Genomic DNA, 26,084 nt, shown 5'->3' on the forward strand with positions numbered 1-26,084 from the left:
CCCCCAGCCCTGAGCGTCAGGGCATGCCTAACAGGATAAGCAATCATGCGGTAAACGCAATCTTTTGCCCATTAAACCTGAGATGAATTGATGTTAATGAAGTCAGGTATTTCAAGCACCTGATCACCGAACTGGGCAACCAGGTGCTGATAAATAAACGCGATAAATACCCGGTATCGTCTTGGTAAATATGCACTTTGCGGATAGCTGAGGGTAATTTTCGCCTGATGCATGGGATAGTCTTCCAGCACCGGGACCAGTTTACCTGAGGCGAGGGCCTCGCTGGCGATGAGGGTTGGCACGGTCGCTATGCCCAAGCCCTCGATGGCGGCCTCCCTTGCCAGGGTGACATTATTGACGGTGAGCTGGGCCACGGGTTCGTAAACCTGCCACTGTTTACCATCAAATATCTTCCAGACGCCGTCGATATGGGCCGATACCAGCCGAATAGCCCTGTGGTGTGCCAAATCGGCCGGTGTCTTTGGTGTGCCGAATTGTGCCAGATATTCGGGGGAGGCAAGCAGCATCTTGTCTGCCTTTACCATGGCATGGCAGGTGAGGCGAGGATCCTTGGGTTCGGCGATTTGAAACAACATATCGATATCTTCTTCAATCACGTCGACCCGGCGATTGGTGAGTTCGGTATTGATTTGGATATCGGGATATTGCTTTAAAAAGCGGGCGAGAATACTGCCAAGAAACAACTGCCCCAGTTCTATGGGGCAGACAATTTTCAACTTGCCGCGGATATTTTGCTGACTGGCGCTCAGCTGGGTTTCGGCCTGCTGCAGCTCCGACAGCACACGGCTTACCCTGTGGTAATAGTTACTGCCCGCTTCAGTTAACTTGAGCGCGCGGGTGGTGCGAAACAGCAGCTGGACACCGGCGTTTTCTTCAAGCTCGGCGACTTTACGGCTCACCGTGGCTTTGGTGATCCCCAGTGCGGTGGCTGCGGCGGTAAAGCTGCCATGCTCCACCACGGCCGCAAATATCTGCACGCGATTCAAATCCATTATTGTTACACCTGTGAAACAGTGGGTTGAATTTTCACTGACTAATAATATTTAAGAGACAGTTTTACAATAGCAGCCACTGATTAAGGAGTCTATTGTATGAGCAAGTCAAAAGCCCTGGTGCTGTTACCCGTACTGCTGGTGCTGGCCGGTGGTGGCTTCTATCTGTGGCACAGCCTCAGATTTATTGAACACACAGACAACGCCTATGTTGAAGCCGATATTTCCCAATTAAGCGTTAAAGTGCCGGGGCTGGTCGTGCAATCTGAGGTGCAGGACAACCAATATGTCACCGCCGGAACCCTTTTGGCGAAGCTGGATGACAGCGAGTTTCGCGCCAGAGTATTGCAAAGTGAGGCCAGGCTGGCCAGCGTGGGCGCAGAGCTCGCGACCCTGGAAGCCAAGCTGCTGCTGCAGGCATCCCTGATTGCCCAGGCCAAAGCGGGAGTGCAGGCGACAGAGGCCGATGTCCGCCGGGTACAGCAGCAACTGACACGCGCCAGCGAGCTGCGTCGTCGTGATTACAGCTCTCAGGATGATGTTGATCGTCTGACCGCGGAGTTTGACGGGGCTGAGGCTCGTCTTGCCGAGTCCAGGGCATCACTGGCTGCCAGAGAGCAGGAGCTTGGGGTGCTCAAGGCCCAGCGTGAGCAGCTTTTTGCTGCCCGTGCCGAAGCCAACGCGGGGCTGGAGCTGGCCCAACTTCAATTGAAAGATACCGAAATTCGCGCGCCCTTCAATGGCATTGTGGGTAAGCGCGGCGCCTTTGTCGGCCAATATGTGCAGCCGGGGCAGGCGCTTTTCAGTTTGGTACCGGACGGAACTGTATGGATTACGGCGAACTTTAAAGAGACCCAAATCCAGGCCATGGTTCCGGGCCAGCCGGTGGCAGTGTCACTCGACGCGTTTCCCGACCATGATTTCCATGGAGTCATCGACAGCCTGTCACCGGCTTCCGGCGCCAAATTCAGCTTATTGCCCGCCGAAAATGCCACTGGCAATTTCACCAAAATTGTACAGCGCATTCCTGTTCGTATCCGTCTTGAGCTGCCACCCGGAGAGCAAAAGGTGGTACCGGGGCTCAGCGCCGTAGTGTCCGTGGATACGGCCGCAACGCCCGCGCTGACAGTGACCGCCGGTCGCTGAGGGGACGGGCATGAGTGCGAGTATCGCGTTGCCGCAAACCGATGTGGATTACGGTGTAGGCAGTCGCCGCGCCTGGATTGCCGTGATGGGCGGCCTTATCGGGGCATTTATGGCGATTCTGGACATCCAGATCACCAATGCCTCCATGAAGGAGATCCAGGGCAGCCTGGGGGCGACTCTTGAAGAGGGCTCTTGGATTTCAACCGCTTATCTGGTGGCTGAAATGATAGCCATTCCCCTGTCGGGATGGCTCAGTACCGGTTTGTCGGTGCGCCGTTACCTGCTGTGGAGTACTACCGCCTTTATTCTCAGCTCGCTGCTTTGTTCCATGGCATGGGATTTAAACTCCCTGATTGCATTTCGTGCCCTGCAGGGATTCTTTGGCGGCGCCCTCATTCCGCTGGCGTTTCGTCTGATTGTGGAATGCCTGCCTTTTGAAAAGCGTGCCATGGGGATGGCGCTCTTTGGGGTCACGGCAACCTTTGCGCCTTCCATCGGGCCTACTCTGGGTGGCTGGCTAACCGAGCATTTCAGCTGGCATTTTCTGTTCTATATCAATGTGCCACCCGGACTTCTTGTACTGTGGATGCTGGCCTATGGCCTGCAAAAAGGCCCCATCGATTGGGGCAAACTTGGCAAGGTGAGCTGGGTTGGTATCGCCACCATGGCGCTCGGCCTTGGCTGCCTTGAAGTGGTGCTGGAGGAGGGGAACCGAAAAGACTGGCTCGGTTCCGACGTTATCCGTGATTTGGCCATCATAGCCGCCATCAACCTGGTGCTCTTTGTCTATTTGCAGCTGAGGAGCCGCAACCCGCTGGTTAACCTGCGTCTCTTAGCCCACAGGGACTTTGCGTTGTCGTCGTTGTCGTATTTTTTGCTGGGACTGGGGCTTTTTGGCGCGATTTACCTTATTCCGCTTTACCTGTCGCAGATCCATAATTATTCGGCGCTGGAAATTGGCAAGGTCATCATGTGGATGGGGTTCCCCCAGCTTTTGGTGCTGCCTCTGGTACCTAAGTTGACCCAAAAGCTGGATCCCCGCTATCTGGCGGCCTGGGGCTTTTTGTTGTTTGCTTTGAGTTACTATCTCAATGCCCATATGACGGCCCAGTACGCCGGTGAGCAGATGATTCTGGCGCAAATCGTCAGGGCGCTCGGGCAGCCATTCGTGCTGGTACCCATCGGTATGATAGCGACCATGCATTTGCGTCAGGAAGATACCCCAAGCGCGTCTACGCTACTGAATCTTATCCGAAACCTCGGTGGTGCCTGTGGCATTGCGCTGGTGGCGACCATGCTGGATAACCGTTTCCGCCAGCATCTGGCGTACTTGAAAGAGTCGCTGCCTGCGGTCAGTCAGCAGGCGCATACCTTCCTGCAACAGCAGGCAAGTAGCCTGTTTGCAGCCGGGGCCGATCCTATGGCGGCCGATTCGATGGCCCGGAAGATGCTGTCTGACACCCTGGTGCGGGAAGCTTACATGCAGGCCTACAACGATGTGTTCTTTGCCATCGGGGGCTTGCTGTTGGTTGCCGTCGTGGCTGTGTTGCTCATCAGACCTTCTTCTCAGGCTGGCAATAGCGGCGCAGCCGGACACTGAAGCCGGTATTTGTGTTGGTGGAAGTGGCTGTATGGCTAACTGTCCACGGCGGTGCTGCAAGGGGCTGATAGCGATGATAGACTGACCGCGGTCAATCATCCGGAGGCCCCTATGATCCGCTGGCAAACACAGGCTTTTGCCGACCTCGACGCCCTGACGCTCTACCGTATATTGAAGCTCAGGGTCGATATCTTTGTGGTAGAGCAGCATTGTCCCTATCCCGAACTCGACGACAAAGATTTGCATCCTCAGTCGATGCATCTGCTGGGTTGGCAGCAAGATACGCTGGTGGCCTATGCACGCGTACTGCCGCCGGGGCTCAGTTACCCCGAAGCCAGTATCGGTCGGGTTGCTGTGGCCGAATCGGTGCGCGGTAGTGGCATGGCAAGAGTGTTAATGAACAAAGCCATTCAACATGCTCTGCAAACATGGCCTGACGCCGGCATTCAAATTGGGGCGCAGGAATACCTGCAGGCGTTTTATACCTCACTTGGTTTTATACCAGCCTCCGACGTTTACCTTGAAGATGGGATCCCCCATCTGGATATGCGCTTTCATCAAAGGACATGAGAAGATGACAAACTATGTGATTAACCGCCGCCAACTGGTGTGTGTGGCGAGCTTTTTAGCGTTTCCCGGCAAAGAAGAAGCCCTGATTGAGGCCCTGGGGGCACTTATTCCCGATACCCGCCGGGAAGTGGGTTGCATCCGCTACGAGTTAAACCAAAGCCGCGACGAGCCAAGGCGTATTACTTTTATCGAAAAGTTTGTGGATGTGGAGGCGTTTGACAGCCACTGTGCCAAGGATGCCATTCAGCATTATTTTCATCAGCAAATGCCCGAGCTGGTGGAGTCCTTCAAGGTAGAAACCTACCACGAGATCATTGTTTGAGTCGGTTGAGATTTGGCCCCGGGCTGCAGTAGTAGCAAGACGTTAAAAAGCCCCTGAACGGGGCTTTTTTAATGCTGGAAAGCGGCGGTAGTTATCTTTTATTGGCCGCGCAGCACTATTTGTGGATTGGTATCCAGCTCGCCATCGGCAGTGATGGCTGCCAACTCTTGATCCTGCGCTATCACCGCCAGCGGTCCCCTTGGCATGCTGCGCACAAACAACAACCTGTATCCCCAAGCCTGTAAGCGGTAAAAACTCATTTTTTGTTCAGCAGTCATGATATTCCAATGCTGCTGAAACGTTGGGGCGCTCCCTCGCCTGTCTTGCTCCACCAATGCGGTTTGATTCATCATGACTCGCCTTTTAGGTGAAAACTGGCACAGTTGCCGCGCATTTTAACAGCAGTTGTATGGTTAAAATTTGCGCTGGCGCATATTTGTAAGCATTTCTTATGACTGAATAGTCAAAGGTTCCCGTTCATGCTCAATTACATAGCTCCGGTATTTCGTCCACCCTCTGAATGGCAATCGCTGATCCTCCAGGTGACCAACGGCTGCAGCTACAACCGTTGCCGCTTTTGCGACATGTACACCGCCGAGCAAAAGCGTTTCCGTGCCTTCAAAGAAGATAAAATAGAAGCTGACCTGAAGCAGGCCGCTGCGTCAGGCGTGCCCATAAGGCGGGTGTTTCTGGCCGATGGTGACGCCATGACGCTGCCATTTTCCCGCCTGGAAGCCATTCTGCTGCTCATCCACAGATACCTGCCCGATGTGAGCCGGATAAGCAGTTACTGCCTGCCTAGAAACCTCAGTAACAAATCGGTGGAACAGCTTGTCCGCCTCAGAGAGCTTGGGCTCAGTCTCATGTATGTGGGCTGTGAGAGCGGTGATGACGAAGTGCTGGCCCGTGTCGAGAAGGGTGAAACCTTTGCGTCCTCTTTGGCGGCACTGGAGAAAATCCGCGCTGCCGGGATGAAGTCCTCGGTGATGATCTTAACCGGCCTTGGTGGCATACACTTGTCGCAGCAACATGCCATTAATTCTGCCCGGCTGATGAATGCCGCCCAGCCCGATTATTTGAGCACCTTGGTGGTTACGCTGCCCCTGGGAAAGGCACGCATGGATGAGGGTTATGACAAGGACTTTCGCTTGCCGGAACAGCGAGGCCTGCTGGAAGAAATGTATACCCTGCTCGCACACCTTGAACTGTCGCAGACAGTGTTTCGATCGGACCATGCCTCGAATTATCTGGTGCTTAAGGGCATTCTGGGGCGGGACAAAGACAAGTTGCTGTCGCAGGTGCGTTTGGCGTTGGATTCTCCGGGCGCTGTGCCACTCAGGCAGGAATGGCAGCGGGGGCTGTGAGGCGCTCAAAGAGCGCCCCGGACCAGCTTATTCACCGAGAAGATGAGCATCCCTGCTAAGTGACGGTATCTTGATGGCGGCGGCTTTCAGTGCCCCATGAATGGCCTGATGGGTGATGTATTTGTCCTGAAAATAGCTCTGGGTGGGCAGCCAGTATCTAAGGCCAATCTCAATACCCAGATTGTTAAACCCGTTAATCCCCACCTGGGGAGGCTGCTCGGCATGAAGCTTTCCGCTGCCAAGCAGTGCCTTGTTCACCAAGGCAATAACGGCATCGGCATCCTGGTCGTAGCAGATGTTGAATTGGCTTTCTACCAGCTTGTATTCAAAGGAGTTGTGCAGGATTTCTCCGACGATGTGCTTGTTGGGAATGCTGATCTGTTCGCCTTCTTCATTGGTCAGTATGGTCATCCCCAGCAAGATGTCTTTCACCACCCCGGTCACGCCGCGCACGCTGATGGTGTTACCTACGGCAAAGGGGCGGGTTACTATGATGGTGATACCGGCGGCATAGTTTGACAGCATCCCCTGAATGGCCAGACCGGCGCCAAGTGAAGCAGCGCCTATCGCGGCGACCATTGGGGTCACGCTGATCCCAAGCTTACCCAGGGCGACTATGGCCACCATGATGATAATCAGAATGCGTACAAGATGCGTCACAAAGCTGGCAAGCGTGATATCGACCCGGTACTTTTCCAGTTGTTTATTGACCATGCCGGCGACCTTGGCAGCAAGCCAGAGGCCGAGCAAAAAGATAAGCAGGGCGCCAATCAGCTGAAAACTGTACTGCACCAAAAACTCGGTGATAAGGTCATAGACGTTTTGCAGCTGAGCCAATTCCTGTTGCAGTCCCTGCTCCAGACCTGTGTTATTCATATTTCCTCCGCGGCTTCCTTAATTTGCCGATGAATTCACCCGCAGGTGCCCACATCTGCTTCAAATATCCTGTCATTTTGCCTGTTGGCGACGGGAAATAGAATGCCTGTGCCGCGCCCGGGCAAGGAGGCTGACTTCCCATCAGCCCAGTTTCAGGCTCAGCATGCTGATGGCACCCATGGTCAAGTGGTTGTTGAACAGGGTTCTGGGCTCATCCGGGTAGCCTGCGCCCAGCAGATAAAACAGCGGCCTTAAGTGCTCGTCTGTAGGATGGCAGAGCCGGGCGGTATCGGCATTCACCAGACGGGTGTAATCCAATATGGCGTCATCGGCCTTATCCAGCAGCCGTTGGCCTATTGTTTCGTTGAAAGCTGATGCCCAGGGATAGGCACCGTCGCCGGGAACCAGCGCCCGCAGGTTATGCACAGTATTGCCCGAACCGATAATCAGCACGCCTTGCTCTCTCAACGTCCGTAATGCCCGTCCTGTGCCATACTCTTGTTCTGGCGTGAGTTGCATGTCCAGGCTCAGTTGCAATACCGGAATATTTGCCTCAGGGTATAGATGAACCAGGAGTGACCAGGCACCGTGGTCCAAACCGCGGCTGTGATCCAGGCGGCTGCTGGGTAACAGCGCAGCTATTTGCGCCGCCAGCTCAGGCGCACCTGGTGCGGGATATTCCATGGCATAGAGGGCATCGGGAAAACCGCCGAAGTCGTGAATGGTTTCGGGCTGGGTGGCCGCCGATACCAAAGTGCCACGGGTGTTCCAGTGGGCCGAGATCATCAATATGGCCCTGGGTCTGGGCAGGGTTTGACCAAGCTCGCGCCAGGCTTGGCTGATGGGAGTATGTTCGAGCGCATTCATTGGGCTGCCGTGGCCAAGAAAAAGGGCTGGCATGGGTAAGGTTGACATTGGGACTCCATTGATTGGTTTGTCGGTCCAGCATAGTCCGGCACATCCATCAGGAAAATTGCAAAATTCTCGTCAAAACTGCTCAGAAAATCGAACAATAAAAGAGACAGGTAAACTGATACTCAAGTTACTGATTAAACTGGTAAAAAATTGCAGTCATTGAAGTGGAAAATGAGTGGAATAAAAATTTGCTTTTATGGCATAAAAATTCGTTGCATCTTCAGCGAAAATAGCGTCTACTTCGCACGTTTTTTACCATCACATTGATGCCATCCACTCGGGCTAAGTACAGGAGAACCAAGGCCAATGAGCCAGTTTCAATCTATTGACGTTGCTGATTTTTACGATAGTGAAACCTTTGCACGAATTCAGGAATTCGCCAAAGACAAGGCAACCCCTTTTGTGGTGATTGATACCAATATCATCGCGAAACAATACGATGACATGGTGACCAACTTCCCGTTTGCCAACGTTTATTATGCAGTTAAGGCCAATCCCGCCAAAGAGATCCTGACCCTGCTGAAAGATAAAGGCTCCAACTTTGATATCGCATCTATCTACGAGCTGGATATGGTGATGGCCGTCGGTGTGACTGCGGATCGCGTCAGCTTCGGCAACACCATCAAAAAACGCAAAGATGTCCGTGCCTTTTATGAGCGTGGCGTGCGTTTGTTTGCTTCTGACTCTGAGGCCGATTTGCGCATGATTGCCGAAGAAGCCCCTGGCTCTAAAGTGTATGTGCGTATCCTGACAGAAGGTTCGCAAACCGCTGACTGGCCGTTGTCGCGCAAGTTCGGTTGCCAAAATGAAATGGCCTATGAGTTGCTGGCGCTGGCAAAAGAGCTGGGCCTGGATCCTTATGGCATATCCTTCCACGTGGGTTCTCAGCAGCGCGATATCGGTGCCTGGGATGCCGCCATCGGTAAGGTGAAGGTACTGTTCGATCGTCTGCGTGAAGATCACGGTATTGTGCTGAAGATGATTAACATGGGTGGCGGTTTCCCGGCCAACTACATAGACAAGACCAATCAACTCGGTGTTTACGCTCAGCAAATCAAACACTTCCTTAAGGAAGACTTTGGTGATGAGCTGCCTGAAATCATTCTGGAGCCTGGTCGCTCGCTGATTTCAAATGCCGGCGTGCTCATTTCTGAAGTGGTACTTATCAGCCGTAAGTCTCACACTGCGCTGGAGCGTTGGGTATACACAGATGTGGGTAAATTCTCAGGTCTGATTGAGACCATGGACGAAGCCATCAAATACCCCATCTTCACCGAAAAGAAGGGTGAACTGGACAAGTGTGTGATTGCCGGACCAACCTGTGACAGTGCCGACATCATGTATGAGCACTATGCCTATGGTTTGCCGGCGGATCTCGCCATCGGTGACCGCCTGTACTGGCTGACCGCCGGTGCCTACACCACCACCTACTCGGCGGTGTGTTTTAACGGCTTCCCGCCGCTCAAGGATTACTACCTGTAATCGGCGTTTCCGGCGAAACCGTAATACAAAAAGAAGGGTGCCATTAAGGCACCCTTTATTTTTGAAGCCAGCTGGCAGTTGGACATCAGTTGTCGTATGACTTGAGGATCTGTTGCAGTTCCTCTTTCAAGTGCAGCTTCTTTTGCTTCAAAACTTTTAATTCTGGGGTGGCATCACTGGAAAGATGTTTTTCCAACTCCTTTACTTCTTTATCCAGCTCATTGTGCTCGTTGAATATTTTTAAAAAATGCGCATCTTCGGTTTTTAATCTGGTAATCAGATCCCGGTATTCTGGAAACATCTACTCTTCCTTCTGCTGTGCGTTTTCTCCTGGGTTCAAATCAACCCTACGCCCAGTTGATGGCGATAAAAGTGATCCGGATCACTAAGTCGAACTATTTGCTGTATGTTGTTGATTAATATTTAATTATTATGTATCCATTTTGCTAGGCTAAGTCTTGTTTTACCCTGCGGTTAATCCGTCATTCGGGCCATGGCGTATCCCCCCACGGCTGCTATCTTAATAGTCAGTAAGGTTGATCCGGGGGCGGAAAAGTAGCCCGGGCAACGCTTAAACGTCTCAACGCGGTATTCGTAGTCTTATTGGTAATTGGATTACGTTTTTTGTCATAAAGTTTGGCGGAAAATTCGTGATCCAGTTAACCTTATCCGCTTCGATACTAGGTTAAAGTCGAAGCTATTAGAATTTTATTATCAAAAATGAAAGGGGTTTTCACCATGGCTGATGTATTTCACCTGGGTTTAACAAAAAACATGTTGGATGGTGCCACGCTGGCGATTGTGCCTGGCGACCCAGAGCGTGTGAAACGTATTGCCGAATTGATGGATAAGCCAACCTTCCTGGCCAGCCATCGGGAATTTACCAGTTACCTGGCGTATCTGGATGGCAAACCTGTTGTGGTTTGTTCAACCGGTATCGGTGGTCCATCGACCTCTATTGCTGTCGAAGAGCTGGCGCAGCTGGGTATCAACACCTTCTTGCGTGTCGGTACCACGGGTGCGATTCAGCCCCATGTGAACGTAGGTGACCTGATTGTGACCCAGGCGTCAGTGCGTCTGGATGGTGCCAGCCTGCACTTTGCCCCGATGGAGTTCCCTGCGGTAGCCAACTTTGAGTGTACCACTGCCATGGTGGCGGCCTGTCGTGATGCGGGTGTTGAGCCCCATGTTGGTGTGACCGCTTCCAGCGATACCTTCTATCCTGGTCAGGAGCGTTACGACACAGTATCAGGTCGCGTGACCCGCCGTTTCGAAGGCTCCATGAAAGAGTGGCAGGAAATGGGCGTGCTGAACTATGAAATGGAGTCGGCCACTCTGTTTACCATGTGTGCTTCCCAGGGCTGGCGCGCTGCCTGTGTGGCGGGTGTGATTGTGAACCGTACTCAGCAGGAAATCCCTGATGAGGCGACCATGAAAAATACCGAAGTCAGTGCTGTGTCTGTGGTGGTTGCTGCTGCCCGCAAACTCTTGGCTTGATAGCCATTGAATAAAAAAGGCGCCCCTGGGCGCCTTTTTTATTGGTGGTTCAACTCATCAGAAATGGTACTGGGCAATGATGGAATAGGTGCTCTGGTCTACGCCGTCCACGCCGTATTTGTTTTTCCAGTAGTCGTATTCGATACCGACCAGCAAATGATCTTTCCTGGCATCACCAAAGAGAGTGGCACCCAGGTCGTATTTGATTTGCGGGTTGAAGTGGAAGTTCTCTTCATAGCCGTCTTCATCGGCGACAAATACCCAATCGATAAAGCCATCGAGGACAATTTTGCTGCGGCCGGCAGGGATATCAATCCGGAATACCGGGGTCAACTGCCAACCGTCACTGATATTGGCACTGTTTTGTGCGTCGCGGCGGTAAGTGTTGAGTTGGAAATAGGTGAAAAACGGCAGTTTAAAGTCCATGCCCACACCATAGAGCAGGGTTTCTACCGGGCCTTCGCCTTCTTCCAGGGTCAGAGCCAGTGACATATCCGTCACAGGGCCAAAGCCGACTGACTTACCGAGGATTTTACCGGCACTGAAGCGAGTGGATATTTCACCGTAGGTGGTGCTGTCTTTACCGCCATTGTGGCCGTTAAAGTTGATAAAGTCCTGAAACGCAAACCAATCACCGTACTTCCAGCCACCGGCGGTTTCCAGAGTGATTGTGGTTTGTTCATCTGAGGGAGCTAAATCGTAATTGGTGCCATAGAGTGCGGTGACGCTGGCGTCCCACCATTGAACCAATTCATTACTGTACGCCTGGGGCGACAACAGCAGGGCAAGACACAGACAGGTTTTTTTCATTATTCATTTCCCTTGGGTAGAGGCAGATGCAGATTGCATTCGCCCGGTATACATGAGTGCCTGCTGGCCTCCGGCATTTTTGTGTCCGGTCCGGGTCGAAAAGCCAAGGCAATATAGGGAAAAAGTGCTTCGGGCTCAAACCCTTTTTTTACCGCGAAGCTCGGCCGTTTTTTCTCCATTTTATTTAACAAAATTATTATCTTATAAGCGATTTTTTGATGTTTTTTTACCTGTTGCATCGGATACAAACAGAGATAACGTCTTGATTTTGTGACCTTGCTCCCTCCTGTGTCCCATTTTATCCACCGGCAAAAAGTCCTGGTTGACATAATATGTCGCATTGCGACAAAACTGCTGTTATAGTCGGCACAAGGATGCTCTGCATTGGAGGGGGAGATGGAGTTTTCTAATCCGGTACTGATATGGGCGGGGATTGGCGTAGTGCTGATGCTGGCCGAAGTCATAGTGCCAGGTGGCATAGTGATACTGCTCGGGGCTGCGTGCTTGGTGGTTTCGGGGGCGTTGGGACTGGGCCTGGTGGACGGTTTCATCCAGAGCATGACGCTGTGGTTTATCGCGTCCATGGTATTGCTGCTTGGCTTTCGTCATATTACCCAGCGTCTGGTGGGGGGAGACTCCCATGTAGACAACACAGATGAGGCGCTGGATATCTATAACCAGACTGCGCTGGTCAAGGCCGACATAGGGCCGGGTGAAAAGGCCGGCAGGGTGGAGTTTCAGGGAGCCGATTGGCCTGCTCTGGGTGATGGCACTCTGATCCCGAGTGGCACCCAGGTACGGGTGATCTGCAGGGAAAACATTTCTTTGATTGTTGAGGCGCTTCCTGCGCAGCACATCGTCTGATTTTGCAAGGAGGGAACCATGTTGCTGTTAACCATAGCTTTTCTTTTTATTCTTTTCATTTTGTACAAGTTGATGCTCATCGTTCAAATGCGGGAAGTGGCCGTGATTGAGCGTCTCGGTAAATTTCGCACTGTGCTGGAGCCGGGGTTTCACTTCCTGATCCCCTTTGTCGATCGGGTTGCATACCGCCATGACACCCGTGAGCAAGTGTTGGATGTACCGGCCCAAAGCTGTATCTCCAAGGACAATACCCAGCTGGAGGTTGATGGTCTGGTGTATCTCAAGGTGATGGACGGCAAGCTGGCGAGCTACGGGATTGAAGATTATCGCCTTGCCGCGGTAAACCTGGCTCAAACCACCATGAGATCGGAAATTGGTAAGCTCACCCTGAGCGAAACCTTTTCTGAGCGTGACCGCCTGAACGAGTCCATAGTGCGCGAAATCGATAAGGCCTCTGAGCCTTGGGGCATCAAGGTGTTGCGCTACGAGATTAAAAACATCACACCTTCAAGGCATGTGATCCACACCCTTGAGAAACAGATGGAAGCCGAGCGTCGCAAGCGCGCCGAGATTACTCTGGCCAATGCCGAAAAGGCGGCGATGATCAACCTCTCAGAAGGTGAGCGCCAGGAAGCTATTAACCTTTCGGAAGGGGAAAAACAGAAGCGTATCAACGAGGCCAAGGGCACAGCGGCTGAAATCGCCATCATCGCCCGCGCCAAAGCCGAGGGCATGGGCATGGTATCCAGTGCGCTGGCGGTGCAGGGCGGAACCAAAGCCATGAATATGCAGCTCAAAGAGCAGTTTATTAAACAGATAGGCGAAGTGATGAAGAATGCCGAAGTCTCTGTGGTGCCGGCGGAGCTGGCGAAGATGGAAGGCTTTTTCGAAGGCATGGACAAAGTCAGCCATGCGCTGACTGGTAAGGTATAAGGAGAGCCACAGATGCAACTAGCAGTGAACGAAGACCTGATCGTGATGGCGATTTGGGGACTTATCTTCTTTATCTTTATTATCAAGCTGTTCCAGTCTATTCGTCTGGTGCCAACCAAGTCGGCATATATAGTCGAGCGACTGGGCAAATACCATTCAACTCTGGATGCGGGCTTTCACGCCTTGATCCCCTTTGTGGATAAAGTTGCCTATGTTCATGATCTGAAAGAGGAGACTATCGACGTGCCACCGCAGGAGTGTTTCTCCAGTGATGAGGTCAAGGTCGAAGTCGATGGTGTTATCTATATTTCGGTGGTGGATCCGGTGAAAGCGAGCTATGGCGTGACCGACTATCGCTATGCGGCTATTCAGTTGGCCCAAACCACCACCCGCTCTGTCATTGGTACTCTGGAGTTGGACCGTACCTTTGAAGAGCGTGACGTTATAAGTGCCAAGGTAGTTGAAGTGCTGGATCAGGCAGGTGCTCTCTGGGGTATCCGCGTGCATCGTTATGAAATTAAAAATATCCAGCCACCTGAAACCGTGAAAAACGCCATGGAAATGCAGGTGAACGCAGAACGTGAGCGCAGGGCCTTGCTGGCAAAGAGTGAGGGTGACAAACAGGCCAAGATTAACCGCTCTGAAGGTATCAAGGCCGAAACTATCAACCGTTCTGAGGGTGAGATGCAAAAACGCATCAACGAAGCAGAAGGTAAGGCCGAAGAAATCCTCGCCATCGCCAGGGCCACTGCAGAGTCCATTGAACGCCTGGCCGAAGTGATTTCCGCTCCCGGTGGCCAGAATGCCCTGCGTTTACAACTGGGTGAGCAGTACCTGACGCAGCTTAAAGGCCTGGGACAGCAGGGCAGCCGTGTTGTGGTACCCGCCAATATGGTGAACTTTGATCAGTGGATGGACGCCATGGGCTTGAAAGAGCAGCGTTAACCTTAAGCGCGCAGCGTTATAAAGTGAGGCGCTGCGCAGGAAATAACATGAAGGTTCTCCCTGCCCGGGGAGGACCTTTTTTATTTGGGGCCTATAGTTAAGTAATAGCGAATAGAGACGTCAGCCAGCATCGCACCGGCAGTTAGCCTCTGGTACAGGTGCCTTTCGTCATCAGGCAAATCAAGGGTGCAGAGCCGTTTTAACACATCCTCTATGGGAACCCTCTTCACATCCGAGGCAATGGACCGCCGACGACCCGTGACGAACAGCCACAGGCAGTGGCGGTTTGAACAGCGGGCTATGACCCTGTCCATTTCTCAGAGGTGTTTATGGGTATCTATCGCACCCAACTGCCACAACTTGATGGCGGCGTATTCCTCACCGATGGTGGTATCGAGACCACCCTGATATTCCATGAAGGGTTTGAACTGCCTTACTTTGCAGCCTTCGAGCTGCTGAAAACTCCCCAGGGGCGAGATGCCTTAACTCACTACTTTGTGACCTACGTGAAATTGGCCGGATTATTTGACACCGGTTTTATTCTCGAAAGCCCAACCTGGCGTGCCAGCAGTGATTGGGGGGCGCTATTGGGTTACACGAAAGAGACCCTGGCCCAGGCGAACCGTGAGGCGATAGCGCTGCTTGAAGTCATACGTGAGGCACATTCTGGGCGTCTGCCTGTCGTCGTCAGTGGTTGTATCGGCCCCCGTTTTGACGGCTATCTGCCAGACAAAAGCATGACGGCAGAGGACGCCAGGCATTACCACAGCATCCAGATTGAGACCCTCGCCTCCACCTCTGCTGACATGATCTGTGCTTTGACCCTGAATCGTGTTGAAGAAGCCATCGGCATAGTGGAAGCCGCGAGGGAAGCGGCCATGCCCGTGGTGATTTCATTCACCCTCGAGACTGACGGCCGCTTACCCACAGGGCAAAGTCTGGGTGATGCCGTGGTGCAGGTGGATGAAGCCACCGCAGGCTATGCCGCGTATTTTATGATTAATTGCGCCCATCCGAGTCATCTGGAGACAGTGCCACAAGATGCGCCCTGGCTTGCAAGGGTGAAAGGATTTCGCGCCAACGCATCGTCCCTAAGCCACGCCGAGCTAAACGACGCCACGACTCTGGACGATGGAGATCCCCATCAGTTGGGGCAGCAGTATGCGAGCTTGATGTCGACCAGGCTTAAGGGACTGAATGTGCTGGGAGGTTGCTGTGGTACAGATCATCGTCATTTGGAACAGATAGCCAAGGCATGCATTAAGCCAAGATGATCGTGGAATGATATAGACAGGGGATTATCTGGTGAGGTTAACCAAGAGATAGAGGCTTGTGGCGATAAGGACGATTAATAGCAGAGCCAACAACATAGCCTTCGTCTCCCAATATCAGCGATGAAGAGGTGGGTTGGCGGCGCCCTGGTCATCCATGACCATGGTAGAAAACTGGCTCGACTCCAGTTTCTTCCACTGCGGGCGCCATCTTGAAGGGTTCTCCCAATCCCCTTTGTGCCGGGACAACGCTTGCAATAGGCGCTGACGTCGGACACCAAGGTTATAGCATTCGTTGTTGCTGAAACGGGTTTGAAACTTTGTGAATTTTTTTGAATCTATTTTAAATCAATTGCTTGTGTCGGTTTTTGTGAGCGGGGTATTCCGTTCGTCTTCACGGGGCGCTGTCGATTTTATGCCCCAGTTGACCCGTTCAAGCAGGGCAAACAGGGCCGTTTCATCCACGGCCACGCCCTGTGCGCCATGTTCCAGCACCAATTGTCGCTGGGCATCGGACGGTAATATGGTGTACAGAAAAAACGGCGTTTGGTCACCGCTTTGTCTGAGGCTTTCCACCAGTTTCAGTCCGGCCAGGGAATCATCAGAGCGCCCCATATCTGAAATCACCGCATCGTAGCGATACATGGACAGTAACATCAGAGCTTCTTCAGTACTCAGCGTGGTATAGACAGCGATATTGGCATCCCTGAGTCTGGCTATTTCGGCAGTGTTGTTTTCGGGATGATCGTCCACCCAAAGAATGCGACCTTTGACATTGGCAGGCTCACCTATCAACAACCCCTGGGGAGATTGGCCCACATACTGCACAATCGCGGCCACCAACAGTGAGGCTGCCAATGCCGCCCAGGCCAAAGGACGGGTTTTGGGAACGCGGACCGCGCCGGTGTTGCTGTCCTGGACATGACTTTGGAGTTTGGCGGCCAGTTCTGGCTCAAGCCGGTAACCCCGGCCGTGGAGTGTTTGAATGACCGACTCTTCCATGCCGGCATCTTTGAGCAATTTACGGGCATCGGAGATAAGCCGGGTGACCGACCAGCTGCTGACGACCGTATTTGGCCACAGCTTTTCCAGCAAAGCGCTGGTTTCCAAGGGCTCAGGATAGGATTCAATCAGCAGCTGAAACAACATCAGAGTGCGTTCATCGCACTGAAGCTTGCATCCTTTGTACGTCAGGCTGCGTCCCTGCACATCCAATGTGAGTGGATAGAGTGAATAGATCATCTTGGCGAAAGGTTCATCTCAATGATTGGCGTTTGCAGCTCTATCATAGCCACAGTTTCAGGCATTTGCCCAGCCCAACTCTCAGGGGCAATTCCACCCATTGCCGCAGGCTTCTGATATAATGCCGCCTCGACTTTTGGGAGGCATGAATGGACGTTTCTTTTTTGCTGGATGGCCTGAACGATAAGCAGCGCGAAGCCGTGGCTGCACCCCAGTCCAGCATGCTGGTGTTGGCCGGTGCCGGCAGTGGCAAGACCCGGGTGTTAACCCACCGAATCGCCTGGCTGTTGCAGGTGGAGAACCAGAGTCCCTATTCGATATTGGCGGTAACCTTCACCAACAAGGCCGCGGCCGAAATGCGTGAGCGGGTCGAAAAAATCGTTGGTCACAATACCGGTCGCATGTGGATAGGTACTTTCCACGGCCTGGCCCATCGCCTGCTGCGCACCCACTGGCAGGACGCAGGTCTGCCACAAAGTTTCCAGATCATGGACTCAGACGATCAGCAGCGTCTGCTGAAACGCATTCTCAAGAGCATGAATCTGGATGAAAAACAGTATCCACCGCGTCTGGTTGCCGGGTATATCAACGGCAAAAAAGATCAGGGACTGCGCCCAGCCCATATAGACGCAGGTCCATTCCCTATGGAGCAAAAGCTGCTGGAACTGTACCGTATCTATCAGGACAGTTGTGACCGGGCTGGCTTGGTGGACTTTGCTGAAATCCTGCTGCGTGCCCATGAGCTTTGGCTCAATAAACCCCATCTGCTGGCCCACTATCAGGACAGATTCCGCCATATTCTGGTGGACGAGTTTCAGGATACCAACGCCATTCAGTACGCCTGGATCCGGGTGCTGGCCGGCAACACGGCAAATGTGATGATTGTGGGGGATGATGACCAGTCGATTTATGGCTGGCGCGGCGCCCAGATTGAAAACCTGCATCGCTTTTTGCAGGACTTCCCCGGCGCCAAGACCATACGCCTGGAGCAAAATTACCGCTCCACCGGCAATATTCTCAAGGCCTCCAACGAACTTATCGCCAACAACCCCGACCGTATGGGCAAGGAGTTGTGGACCGAAGACAAGGATGGCGAGCCAATCTCCCTCTACTGCGCCTTTAACGAGATGGACGAGGCCCGCTTTATTGTCGGCCGCATCAGCGACTGGCAGGACAAGGGCGGCATGCTCGGTGAGTGCGCCATTCTGTACCGTTCCAACGCCCAGTCACGGGTGCTGGAAGAGGCCTTGCTCCACAAGGGAATGCCCTATCGTATCTATGGTGGCCTGCGCTTCTTCGAACGGCAGGAAATCAAGGATGCCATGGGCTATCTGCGCCTTATCTCCAACCGCGACGACGATGCTGCTTTTGAGCGTGTGGTCAATACGCCGGCCCGAGGCATAGGTGAGCGAACCCTGGATATTTTGCGCAGTACCGCCCGCAAAGAGCAGCTGACCCTGTGGCAGACCTCGCTGCGTCTGCTCGAGGAAAAGGTGCTGTCGGGCCGCGCTGCCAATGCGGTGAAAGGCTTTTTGGATTTGATAGTCCAGCTTCGAAGCGACACCGACGAGTTGCCGCTCTACCGCGTGGCAGATCATGTGATTCAGCACTCAGGGCTTAAGGCCATGTACGAGGCCGAAAAGGGCGAAAACGCTCAGGCCCGGGTAGAAAACCTTGAGGAACTGGTCACGGCCGCCCGCAGCTTTGAGATGCCGGAAGAGCTGGAAGACATGGGCGAACTCAATGCCTTTTTGTCCCATGCGGCACTGGAGGCGGGGGAAGGTCAGGCCGATGCCCACACAGATGCTGTGCAACTGATGACGCTGCACTCCGCCAAGGGACTGGAATTCCCCATGGTGTTTATGGCCGGGGTGGAAGAAGGCATATTCCCCAGTAAGCTGGCTCTGGAGGAGGGCGACCGCCTCGAAGAGGAGCGCCGCCTGTGCTATGTGGGTATGACCCGGGCAATGCAAAAGCTTTATATCACCTATGCCGAGTCACGCCGTATCTATGGCCGCGAAGACTATGCCAGACCCTCGCGCTTTATCCGCGAAATTCCCCCCGAGTATGTGGAAGAGATTCGCCTTAAAGCCCAGGTCTCGGCGCCACTGGTGGCCAATCGTTTTGCCCATGCACAGCAAACCTTTAATGATTCCGGCTTAAAGATTGGCGGCCGGGTACGGCACTTTAAGTTTGGTGAAGGCACTGTCACCAACTACGAGGGCAGTGGCCCCCAGGCGAGGGTACAGGTGCAGTTTGACGATTTCGGCAGCAAATGGCTGGTGGTCAGCTACGCCAAGCTGGAATCCCTGTGAGCCCAAGGGCAAAGATGCCAGAGCAAAACACAAAAGATAACAACCGCGCGATGACCCCAAATGGGGACAAGGAAAGACAATGAGCAAAATGGCGCAAAAATGGGATGCCTATTACCGATTGATGCGACTCGACAGACCCATAGGCACCATGCTGCTGCTGTGGCCCTGCCTGATGGCACTGCTGCTGGCCGCTGACGGAATGCCCGACTTACGGGTGCTTATCATCTTCATCATTGGAGTGGTGGTGATGCGCGCCTGTGGTTGCATCATCAACGACTACGCCGACCGCAAGCTCGATTCCCATGTGGCCCGTACCCGGTCGCGGCCTCTGGCCAGCGGTGAGGTCACGGTTGCCGAGGCCCTCACCCTGTTTGTGGTGTTGGGGTTGTTCGCCTTTTCGTTGGTGTTGTTGCTCAACCCTCTGGTGGTGCAGCTCTCGGTGGTGGGCATTATTCTGACCATCATTTATCCCTTTACCAAACGCTGGACCAATATGCCGCAGATGTTTTTGGGGGTGGTGTGGAGCTGGTCCATTCCCATGGCCTATGCGGCACAAACCGGTGAAGTGCCTGCCTCTGCCTGGTGGCTCTTTGCGGCCAACTGGTGCTGGACAGTGGCCTACGACACCATGTATGCCATGGTTGACCGGGATGACGACCTCAAGGTGGGGATTAAGTCCACCGCGATTTTATTTGGTCGCTTTGACCGTGAAATTATAGGCGCGTTTCAGCTTGCGGCCCTGGGCTGCTTTATCGCGGCGGGCTGGAGTGGCGATCGCGGCCTGCTGTATGGTCTGGGTGTGCTGACCTTTGTGGGCTTTTCTGCCTATCAACAACGGCTCATTTATGGCCGTGAACGGGGCGATTGTTTCAAGGCTTTTTTAAACAACAACTGGGCCGGGCTCAGTCTGTTTTTGGCGCTTGGAGCTGACTACGCCTTTGCAGCGCTGTAGCGCCGCCGATGGGGGAGAGATCCTGATGGATCATCCACTGATGTTCCGGCGGCAGTGTCAGACTTAAATCTGCCGCTGCCAGATTTTCACTGGTCAGTACCTGAATCACCGGACTGACAAGTCGCGGGGCGCTGCCCTGTTCCAGCCATTGCACAGCCAGATCCACCGACACCCTGGCCTGCAGTACCGGTGAGTCGGTGACTGTGGCCTGCAGCGTGCCATCCCGGACCAGCTCTATGGTCTGTGGATTGGAGTAAAAGGCTATGACCTTGGTTTTGCCCCGGTTACCGAAATATTTGGCCGCCACGGTAGCCGCTACCGCGTTGGCGATGATGTATTCGGCCTGAATGCGGCTGACCAAACCACGGACCAAGTCTGCCTGAACAAAGGTTTCCGTCATGCCATAGCCGCCGTGCACCAGCCTGATATCTTCCCCCACTATGGCTTCAGCCAATCCCGTTTCGGCATCTTTTACCCAGGCAGCACCATCGGGGCCGGGAAACCAGGCTACATTGAGGGGGCGGTTGGGCTCGGTTGCCAGCATGTACTTGGCGGCGGCAGTAGCCATATCGACAAAGGATACCAGTGAGCGGCTGCTCACCTCACTGTTCATGCCGTTGACCAGATCGATTACAGGAATGCCATCGGCCATCAAAAGTTCCACTTCGGCCGAAAGACCATCGGCGGTGATAGCTGCAATGATGTAGCCGTTGGCTTTCAGACGGTGACACTGTTTCAGTTGCCTTTTTTGTTCGGCCAGCTTGTCGTAGCCCCCGGCGTCATAAATGCCAATCTCTATCCCCAGCCGCTGTGCTTCCTGTGACAATCCCCAGGCAACCCCCCACCAGTAATGATCCTTGCCATGGGGCAGGAGTGCACAGATACGCCATGGGCGGGTCGCTTTCTCGGGTGCCTGGTAAATCCCGGCGTTACCGTCGATATGCATCTCCAGGCCGGGGCCCTCAGCAAAGGCGGTCAGGGCAATAAATGCAATAAGCAGGGTTACGATTTTCATGTTCCCTTGGGTGTCAGTCATCCTTTAGATTAAGCCTAGTCGCGGGGTCTTGAATTGACAGCAGCTGAAACAGAAATTCTACGGTACCAATAAAAAAGCCCCGTTGACGGGGCTTTTGGGGTTGAACGCTATATCAGCCAGAGATCAGTGCGCTTAAGTTGGCGGGGCGGTAGTACACAGATTTAAGCACCTTGCCCTGGCGCACGGTTTTGCCCTCCAGCTCAACGTCTTTTGCGCACTTGGCAATGAGGAAATCCCCCTGACGACTACCCACAATGTCAACGCCCTGTGTGGCGTAGTGGGCAATGGTGTCGGCCAGTTCTTGCTCGGTGCGGCAAACCTTGCTCATGTTGCTCGAGTGCACTTCATCCCAGCAGATTTCGAAATTGATGCCTCGGTTGGCGGCAACATGCAGAAGTACATCGATAAAGTAGCTGATTTCCAGGCAGGCATCGGCAGATTTGGCGCCCAGATGTACGGCGCGGCCCATGAGTACATAAACGCTGTCCACTATGGCGTCTGCCTGCTCTACTTTGCAGCCGGCTTCCGCAAGCTCAGTCAGTTCTTCAATGATCAATGAAGAGTGCAGGGTATCGGCTTTGGCATCCAGGCTGGCAGTGTCTTCCACTGGTAAATCGAAGGTGGTGCGAAATTCGCGGATATCCCGGTACAGCTTTTCATAGAGCGCCGGAGTCAGCATGGTCAGTTTCATGGCTCGCCTTTTTGCGAAAATTACGTGAGACTCGGGATGATAAAGAATTGCCTCGCCCGAGGCAAAGAAAGCTGCAAGGCAAGGATAGAGTAGAGATGAACCCGGACAAGGTTGATAGAAGTCGTTTACGCAAGCTTACCGATCTGCCCAATGTAGGTCCGGCCACGGCCAAGGACTTGGTACTCTTGGGGGTTCACAATGTGGATGGCCTGAAGGGACAGGACCCCATGGCCCTGTACCTGAAATTGTGTGAGCTTACCGCGCAGCGCCATGATCCCTGTGTGCTGGATGTCTTTATGTCTCTGGTGGCCTTCAGTGAGGGGGAAGAACCCAAGCCCTGGTGGCATTACACTGATGAGCGTAAACGTCTGTGGCCGGAGCTTTAACCGGGGGACGTTTTCACTGCAGGTACTTTTGGGTAATGGTTGCCCAGCCGCTGGTTGCGTCTGCCAGAGGTGTTTTGAGCGTATCCAGGGCGTGCTGCAGTTGCACCCGCAATGCTTCGGGCACGTCGCGGCTGAAGGCATAGTAGAGCTCGGCATCTCTGAGCAGATACACCACCTCAAAGTCATCAAAGCTCATCCCCGACTCTTTGATGAGCCATTTGGCGACGGTTTCTTCGTAGGCCCAAAGATCGATACGTCCACGGGCCATCATCTTCAGCAGCAAGTCGGCGCTGGCATTGGATTGAAGTTGGTCCGCCAGGCCAAGTTGGGCCAGCACTTCTTCCCCAATGTCGTTGGTGACCACACCAATGCGCTTATCTTTTAAGTCTGCCAACGAGTTAATGCGGATATGCCGCTGCCTGGGAGCTATCAAGACTATCCGCATGGGGGCTATGGGGCCGACCCAATGAAACAGTGACTCCCGCTCCGCAGTGCGGGTGGTGGAAAACAGCACCATGTTATGGCCACGCAGCGCCATGGCGTAAGCCCGGGTCCAGGGATACACGCGGATGGATTCGTGGCTGATGCTTTGCCCCTCAAGGGCGGCCGCGCTTAGCAGCAAGTCCACGGCGATCCCCTGCACCTTGCCATCGCGGGTGAAGTTAAACGGGGGGTACTCTTCGGTCAGAAATGACAATGAATTCAGTTTTTCTTGGGCCAGGGGCGCAGTGATACCGGGCAACACAGTCAGGAGCAGCAGCAAAAGCCTGAAGGAATGGTGCATAGAGACGCCCTCATTGCCTGGATTCTTTGAGTGTAGTTCTCTCGAACTCGGGCGTAAAAAATCCCGGCAAAGGCCGGGATTTTGCGTCTTGCTTTCGTGCCCCGTTACTTGATAAAGGCGAAGGCATCACCGTACAGGTGGGCTTCATCCACACCCATCTCGCGGAATTGTTCCCGCGCGGCCCCGACCATGTTGAAACGACCGGCAATGTAGATGTCGTAGCTGACGAGGCTAATGAAATCGGCCTTGATTTGTGCCAGCAGGTTATTGGTTTTGCCATCCCAGCCTTCAGAAGCCTCTTCTACTACGGGTACAAAGTGCAACCAGGGATAATCCTGGTGCCATTGACGGGCTATAGACTCGTAATACATGGCGTCCTGGGTACGGCAGCCCCAGTAGAGAGTGGTTTCGACTTTTTGCCCCAGCGCAATCTGCTGTTCGACGATACTCTTGATATAAGAGAAACCCGTACCACCGGCGATAAGCAGGCGTGGACGATGACTGTCTTCCCGCAGGAAGGCGTCACCGCCCGGAGCTTCGATGTCGATATGGCTTTCGGTCTTCAGGCGCTCCACTACCTGCATGGGGTAGCTTTCACTGACGGCAGCACCTATGTGCAGCTCCAGAGTGTCATTGCCGGGGGCCGAGGCGATGGAGAAAGGGCGCTTGTCCTTTTCACCCATCACCACGCACAGGTATTGGCCAGCCTTGAACTCCAGTGGCGTTTCCGGGGCCAGGCTAACCTGATACACGGCGTCGTTGAACGGCGTGATACTGAGGACTTTACAACGAATGCTGTTCATCTGTGCTCTTTGAAACCTCTTGGTATGCTTTCCCTTTCTGTGAAGGGTTTCTCTTTACTGTGTCTTTAGTATAGGTGCCGCAGTGCGGCACCCGGGTTTTGGTATGTTCAGAGACTAGAGGGTAGGGGACTGTTCGATACCGAGTTCGTCCCAGATATCGTCGACCCGGCGTTTTACCGCCTCGTCCATCACTATGGGTGTGCCCCATTCGCGATTGGTCTCACCTTCCCACTTGTTGGTGGCATCCAGACCCATCTTGGAGCCAAGGCCCGCCACCGGAGAGGCAAAGTCGAGATAATCGATAGGGGTGTTATCTATCATCACGGTATCGCGGGTGGGGTCCATACGGGTGGTAATGGCCCAAATGACGTCCTGCCAGTCACGGCAATTCACATCTTCATCCACCACCACAATAAATTTGGTGTACATAAACTGGCGCAGGAACGACCAGGCACCCATCATCACCCGCTTGGCATGACCGGGGTACTGCTTGCGGATGGAGATCACCGCCATCCGATAGGAACAACCTTCGGGTGGCAGATAGAAATCAACGATTTCAGGATATTGCTTACGCAAAATCGGCACGAACACTTCGTTCAGCGCCACCCCCAGCATGGCTGGCTCATCCGGTGGGCGGCCAGTGTAGGTGCTGTGGTAGATGGCATCTTTCCTGTGGGAGATGTGAGTCACGGTAAACACAGGGAAACTGTCGGTCTCGTTGTAATAGCCGGTATGGTCGCCGTAGGGACCTTCTTCGGCCATCTCGCCGGGGGCGATATAGCCCTCAAGGATGATTTCGCTGGTGGCCGGTACTTCAAGATCGCAGGAGAGGGCCTTGACCACTTCGGTGCGCTCGCCGCGAAGTAGACCGGCAAAGGCATATTCGCTCATTGAGTCGGGCACAGGGGTCACGGCGCCGAGTATGGTCACGGGATCTGAGCCCAGCGCTACCACCACAGGGTAGTTCTCGCCTGGATGCTTTTCCTGAAAATCACGGAAATCCAGCGCGCCACCCCGGTGGGACAGCCAGCGCATGATGAGTTTGTTTTTGCCCAAAAGCTGCTGACGGTAGATGCCGAGGTTCTGACGTTTCTGGCGTGGGCCCTTGGTGATGGTTAGTCCCCAGGTCACCAGTGGCGCAACATCGCCTGGCCAGCAATGCTGAATCGGCAGCTTGGTCAGGTCGACATCATCACCGGTCATCACCACTTCCTGACAGGGGGCTCGGCTCACCGTCTTGGGCGGCATATTCAGCGCTTGCTTGAACATGGGGATTTTGGCAATGGCATCTTTAAAGCCGCGGGGTGGCTCAGGTTCTTTGAGGAATGCCAGCAGCTCGCCCACGTCGCGCAGCGCCAGCGGGTCTTCTTTGCCCAGTGCCATGGCAACACGCTTGGGTGTGCCAAAGAGGTTTGCCAGTACCGGCATGCTGTGGCCTTTTGGCTGTTCGAACAACAGCGCCGGGCCACCGGCACGCAATACGCGGTCGGCGATTTCGGTCATTTCAAGATAAGGATCAACCGGATAGCTGACGCGCTTAAGCTCACCGCACTCTTCGAGGTGGCTGATAAAGCTACGTAAATCCTTAAAACTCATATGGAAATGCCTCTGTTTGCAAAACCCTTTTGTGGCGCGCACTATACCACTAAAGCCCCGTTGGCGGAATCAAAAGCGCCCCGGGCAGGAGGGGAGTATGACAAAGCCTTGGTGTTCTGTCGCTGTGGTGGCACTGCTGGCCCTGTCCGCCGCACCCTTGCCGGTATTGGCTGATCTAAGCACCTCGGTGTGGATTGGCAACCACAATGGATTGGGACTGAGTTTTTCCAGCGGCGGTTATGGCCACTGGCGCTACCCGGGGGCGTACTGGAACGGCGGCTGGGGTTGGCGCGACCCCATTTATCGGGATCCCTTTTGGCGTTATAACGACAGCTGGTACTGGCAACACAGGGCCTGGGAGCAGGAACGTCAGGCGCAGCGGGATGCACGCGCCGAGCGAGAGCGCCAGCGGCTGATGACGCAGCCAAGGGTGGTGCCGCCAGCCATGATCACCCGTTCCCGGGAACAGGTTGAGGGCTTGGCCTCTTTGCCGCAAAACGCCCGGGTGCTGATGGTGGATGGAAAACCTCAGTATGAATGGCAGGGGCAGAGATACAGTTTCGACTGGCATACCCAGCGTTATATGCCGGTGCCGCCAGTGCCCTCAAGCGAGTCCAGATAATAGAAAACGCCGTCCACTGGACGGCGTTTTCAGTTTAAACCGGTTTGCT

27 protein-coding genes are annotated in these 26,084 nt (G+C 53.9%); 15 read left to right on the top strand and 12 right to left on the bottom strand.

Annotated features, from left to right (window positions below; all coding sequences use genetic code 11):
• Positions 1-71 precede the first annotated feature (71 nt).
• The gene (locus tag SAMA_RS02170) at positions 72-1,013 is read right to left on the bottom strand and encodes a LysR family transcriptional regulator (protein ID WP_011758521.1); all 942 of its coding nucleotides are present in this window, start codon (positions 1,011-1,013) and stop codon (positions 72-74) included.
• 99 nt (positions 1,014-1,112) lie between these two features.
• Here SAMA_RS02170 and SAMA_RS02175 point away from each other — a divergent pair, with 99 nt between their 5' ends.
• The 4 genes from SAMA_RS02175 (at position 1,113) to SAMA_RS02190 (ending at position 4,651) form a co-directional block, all read left to right on the top strand.
• Positions 1,113-2,159: an HlyD family secretion protein gene (locus SAMA_RS02175; protein WP_011758522.1), complete on the top strand. Its 1,047-nt coding sequence runs from the start codon at positions 1,113-1,115 to the stop codon at positions 2,157-2,159.
• 10 nt (positions 2,160-2,169) lie between these two features.
• Entirely contained in the window at positions 2,170-3,759 is a 1,590-nt protein-coding gene (locus tag SAMA_RS02180) for a DHA2 family efflux MFS transporter permease subunit (RefSeq protein WP_011758523.1), read from the top strand.
• 114 nt (positions 3,760-3,873) lie between these two features.
• Positions 3,874-4,329: a GNAT family N-acetyltransferase gene (locus SAMA_RS02185; RefSeq protein WP_041410032.1), complete on the top strand. Its 456-nt coding sequence runs from the start codon at positions 3,874-3,876 to the stop codon at positions 4,327-4,329.
• Between the two features lie 4 nt (positions 4,330-4,333).
• A complete protein-coding gene (locus tag SAMA_RS02190; protein WP_011758525.1) occupies positions 4,334-4,651 on the top strand; it encodes a putative quinol monooxygenase in 318 nt (105 codons plus the stop codon).
• Positions 4,652-4,749: 98 nt separating this feature from the next.
• Here SAMA_RS02190 and SAMA_RS02195 read toward each other — a convergent pair whose 3' ends face one another.
• Entirely contained in the window at positions 4,750-4,929 is a 180-nt protein-coding gene (locus tag SAMA_RS02195; RefSeq protein WP_232280513.1) for a hypothetical protein, read from the bottom strand.
• 201 nt (positions 4,930-5,130) lie between these two features.
• Between SAMA_RS02195 and SAMA_RS02200 the strand changes: the two genes are divergently transcribed.
• Positions 5,131-6,015: a radical SAM protein gene (locus SAMA_RS02200; RefSeq protein ID WP_011758527.1), complete on the top strand. Its 885-nt coding sequence runs from the start codon at positions 5,131-5,133 to the stop codon at positions 6,013-6,015.
• 27 nt (positions 6,016-6,042) lie between these two features.
• On the opposite strand, the gene SAMA_RS02205 is transcribed toward SAMA_RS02200, so the two are convergent.
• Together SAMA_RS02205 and ygiD are read right to left on the bottom strand one after the other, a co-directional pair.
• Positions 6,043-6,891 carry a mechanosensitive ion channel family protein gene (locus tag SAMA_RS02205; RefSeq protein ID WP_011758528.1) on the bottom strand — a complete coding sequence of 283 codons (849 nt, stop codon included), beginning with the start codon at positions 6,889-6,891 and terminating at the stop codon, positions 6,043-6,045.
• A gap of 141 nt (positions 6,892-7,032) precedes the next feature.
• Positions 7,033-7,806 (bottom strand): 4,5-DOPA-extradiol-dioxygenase, encoded by a 774-nt coding sequence (gene ygiD / locus SAMA_RS02210; protein ID WP_011758529.1) that lies wholly within the window; start codon positions 7,804-7,806, stop codon positions 7,033-7,035.
• Positions 7,807-8,112: 306 nt separating this feature from the next.
• Between ygiD and SAMA_RS02215 the strand changes: the two genes are divergently transcribed.
• The gene (locus SAMA_RS02215) at positions 8,113-9,288 is read left to right on the top strand and encodes a type III PLP-dependent enzyme (protein WP_011758530.1); all 1,176 of its coding nucleotides are present in this window, start codon (positions 8,113-8,115) and stop codon (positions 9,286-9,288) included.
• Positions 9,289-9,373: 85 nt separating this feature from the next.
• Here SAMA_RS02215 and SAMA_RS02220 read toward each other — a convergent pair whose 3' ends face one another.
• The gene (locus tag SAMA_RS02220; protein ID WP_011758531.1) at positions 9,374-9,589 is read right to left on the bottom strand and encodes a YdcH family protein; all 216 of its coding nucleotides are present in this window, start codon (positions 9,587-9,589) and stop codon (positions 9,374-9,376) included.
• Between the two features lie 437 nt (positions 9,590-10,026).
• Between SAMA_RS02220 and udp the strand changes: the two genes are divergently transcribed.
• Positions 10,027-10,785, top strand: coding sequence for a uridine phosphorylase (gene udp, locus SAMA_RS02225; RefSeq protein WP_011758532.1), 759 nt, complete (start codon positions 10,027-10,029; stop codon positions 10,783-10,785).
• 57 nt (positions 10,786-10,842) lie between these two features.
• Here the strand turns inward: udp and SAMA_RS02230 are convergent, their stop codons facing one another.
• Positions 10,843-11,595 (bottom strand): outer membrane protein OmpK, encoded by a 753-nt coding sequence (locus SAMA_RS02230; RefSeq protein ID WP_011758533.1) that lies wholly within the window; start codon positions 11,593-11,595, stop codon positions 10,843-10,845.
• A 396-nt stretch (positions 11,596-11,991) separates the two neighbouring features.
• On the opposite strand from SAMA_RS02230, the gene SAMA_RS02240 reads away from it, so the two are divergent.
• The 4 genes from SAMA_RS02240 (at position 11,992) to SAMA_RS02255 (ending at position 15,611) form a co-directional block, all read left to right on the top strand.
• Positions 11,992-12,459: an NfeD family protein gene (locus SAMA_RS02240; RefSeq protein ID WP_011758534.1), complete on the top strand. Its 468-nt coding sequence runs from the start codon at positions 11,992-11,994 to the stop codon at positions 12,457-12,459.
• 18 nt (positions 12,460-12,477) lie between these two features.
• Positions 12,478-13,392 (top strand): SPFH domain-containing protein, encoded by a 915-nt coding sequence (locus tag SAMA_RS02245; protein WP_011758535.1) that lies wholly within the window; start codon positions 12,478-12,480, stop codon positions 13,390-13,392.
• Between the two features lie 12 nt (positions 13,393-13,404).
• Positions 13,405-14,337 (top strand): SPFH domain-containing protein, encoded by a 933-nt coding sequence (locus SAMA_RS02250; RefSeq protein WP_011758536.1) that lies wholly within the window; start codon positions 13,405-13,407, stop codon positions 14,335-14,337.
• A gap of 329 nt (positions 14,338-14,666) precedes the next feature.
• Positions 14,667-15,611, top strand: coding sequence for a homocysteine S-methyltransferase family protein (locus SAMA_RS02255; protein WP_011758537.1), 945 nt, complete (start codon positions 14,667-14,669; stop codon positions 15,609-15,611).
• 345 nt (positions 15,612-15,956) lie between these two features.
• Here SAMA_RS02255 and SAMA_RS19050 read toward each other — a convergent pair whose 3' ends face one another.
• Positions 15,957-16,850, bottom strand: a complete 894-nt coding sequence (locus SAMA_RS19050; protein WP_011758538.1) for a winged helix-turn-helix domain-containing protein — start codon at positions 16,848-16,850, stop codon at positions 15,957-15,959.
• Between the two features lie 149 nt (positions 16,851-16,999).
• Between SAMA_RS19050 and uvrD the strand changes: the two genes are divergently transcribed.
• On the top strand, positions 17,000-19,165 hold the full coding sequence (gene uvrD, locus SAMA_RS02265) for a DNA helicase II (RefSeq protein WP_011758539.1): 2,166 nt from the start codon (positions 17,000-17,002) through the stop codon (positions 19,163-19,165).
• 79 nt (positions 19,166-19,244) lie between these two features.
• Positions 19,245-20,117 (top strand): 4-hydroxybenzoate octaprenyltransferase, encoded by an 873-nt coding sequence (gene ubiA, locus SAMA_RS02270; protein ID WP_011758540.1) that lies wholly within the window; start codon positions 19,245-19,247, stop codon positions 20,115-20,117.
• Here ubiA and torT read toward each other — a convergent pair.
• Positions 20,068-21,132: a TMAO reductase system periplasmic protein TorT gene (gene torT / locus SAMA_RS02275; protein ID WP_232280514.1), complete on the bottom strand. Its 1,065-nt coding sequence runs from the start codon at positions 21,130-21,132 to the stop codon at positions 20,068-20,070. The two genes, ubiA and torT, sit on opposite strands and share 50 nt — an antisense overlap.
• Positions 21,133-21,265: 133 nt before the next feature.
• Positions 21,266-21,844 carry a nucleoside triphosphate pyrophosphohydrolase family protein gene (locus SAMA_RS02280; protein WP_011758542.1) on the bottom strand — a complete coding sequence of 193 codons (579 nt, stop codon included), beginning with the start codon at positions 21,842-21,844 and terminating at the stop codon, positions 21,266-21,268.
• Positions 21,845-21,939: 95 nt separating this feature from the next.
• Here SAMA_RS02280 and SAMA_RS02285 point away from each other — a divergent pair, with 95 nt between their 5' ends.
• Positions 21,940-22,230 carry a helix-hairpin-helix domain-containing protein gene (locus SAMA_RS02285; protein ID WP_011758543.1) on the top strand — a complete coding sequence of 97 codons (291 nt, stop codon included), beginning with the start codon at positions 21,940-21,942 and terminating at the stop codon, positions 22,228-22,230.
• Positions 22,231-22,243: 13 nt separating this feature from the next.
• Here SAMA_RS02285 and SAMA_RS02290 read toward each other — a convergent pair whose 3' ends face one another.
• From SAMA_RS02290 to ubiD, 3 genes are all read right to left on the bottom strand, one after another.
• Positions 22,244-23,014 carry a substrate-binding periplasmic protein gene (locus tag SAMA_RS02290; RefSeq protein ID WP_011758544.1) on the bottom strand — a complete coding sequence of 257 codons (771 nt, stop codon included), beginning with the start codon at positions 23,012-23,014 and terminating at the stop codon, positions 22,244-22,246.
• 104 nt (positions 23,015-23,118) lie between these two features.
• Entirely contained in the window at positions 23,119-23,817 is a 699-nt protein-coding gene (fre, locus tag SAMA_RS02295; protein WP_011758545.1) for an NAD(P)H-flavin reductase, read from the bottom strand.
• A gap of 114 nt (positions 23,818-23,931) precedes the next feature.
• Entirely contained in the window at positions 23,932-25,413 is a 1,482-nt protein-coding gene (gene ubiD / locus SAMA_RS02300) for a 4-hydroxy-3-polyprenylbenzoate decarboxylase (RefSeq protein ID WP_011758546.1), read from the bottom strand.
• 97 nt (positions 25,414-25,510) lie between these two features.
• Here ubiD and SAMA_RS19055 point away from each other — a divergent pair, with 97 nt between their 5' ends.
• Positions 25,511-26,035, top strand: a complete 525-nt coding sequence (locus SAMA_RS19055) for a hypothetical protein (RefSeq protein ID WP_011758547.1) — start codon at positions 25,511-25,513, stop codon at positions 26,033-26,035.
• Positions 26,036-26,084 lie beyond the last annotated feature (49 nt).

This window comes from Shewanella amazonensis SB2B, from assembly GCF_000015245.1.
GTDB classification, from domain to species: Bacteria; Pseudomonadota; Gammaproteobacteria; order Enterobacterales; family Shewanellaceae; genus Shewanella; species Shewanella amazonensis.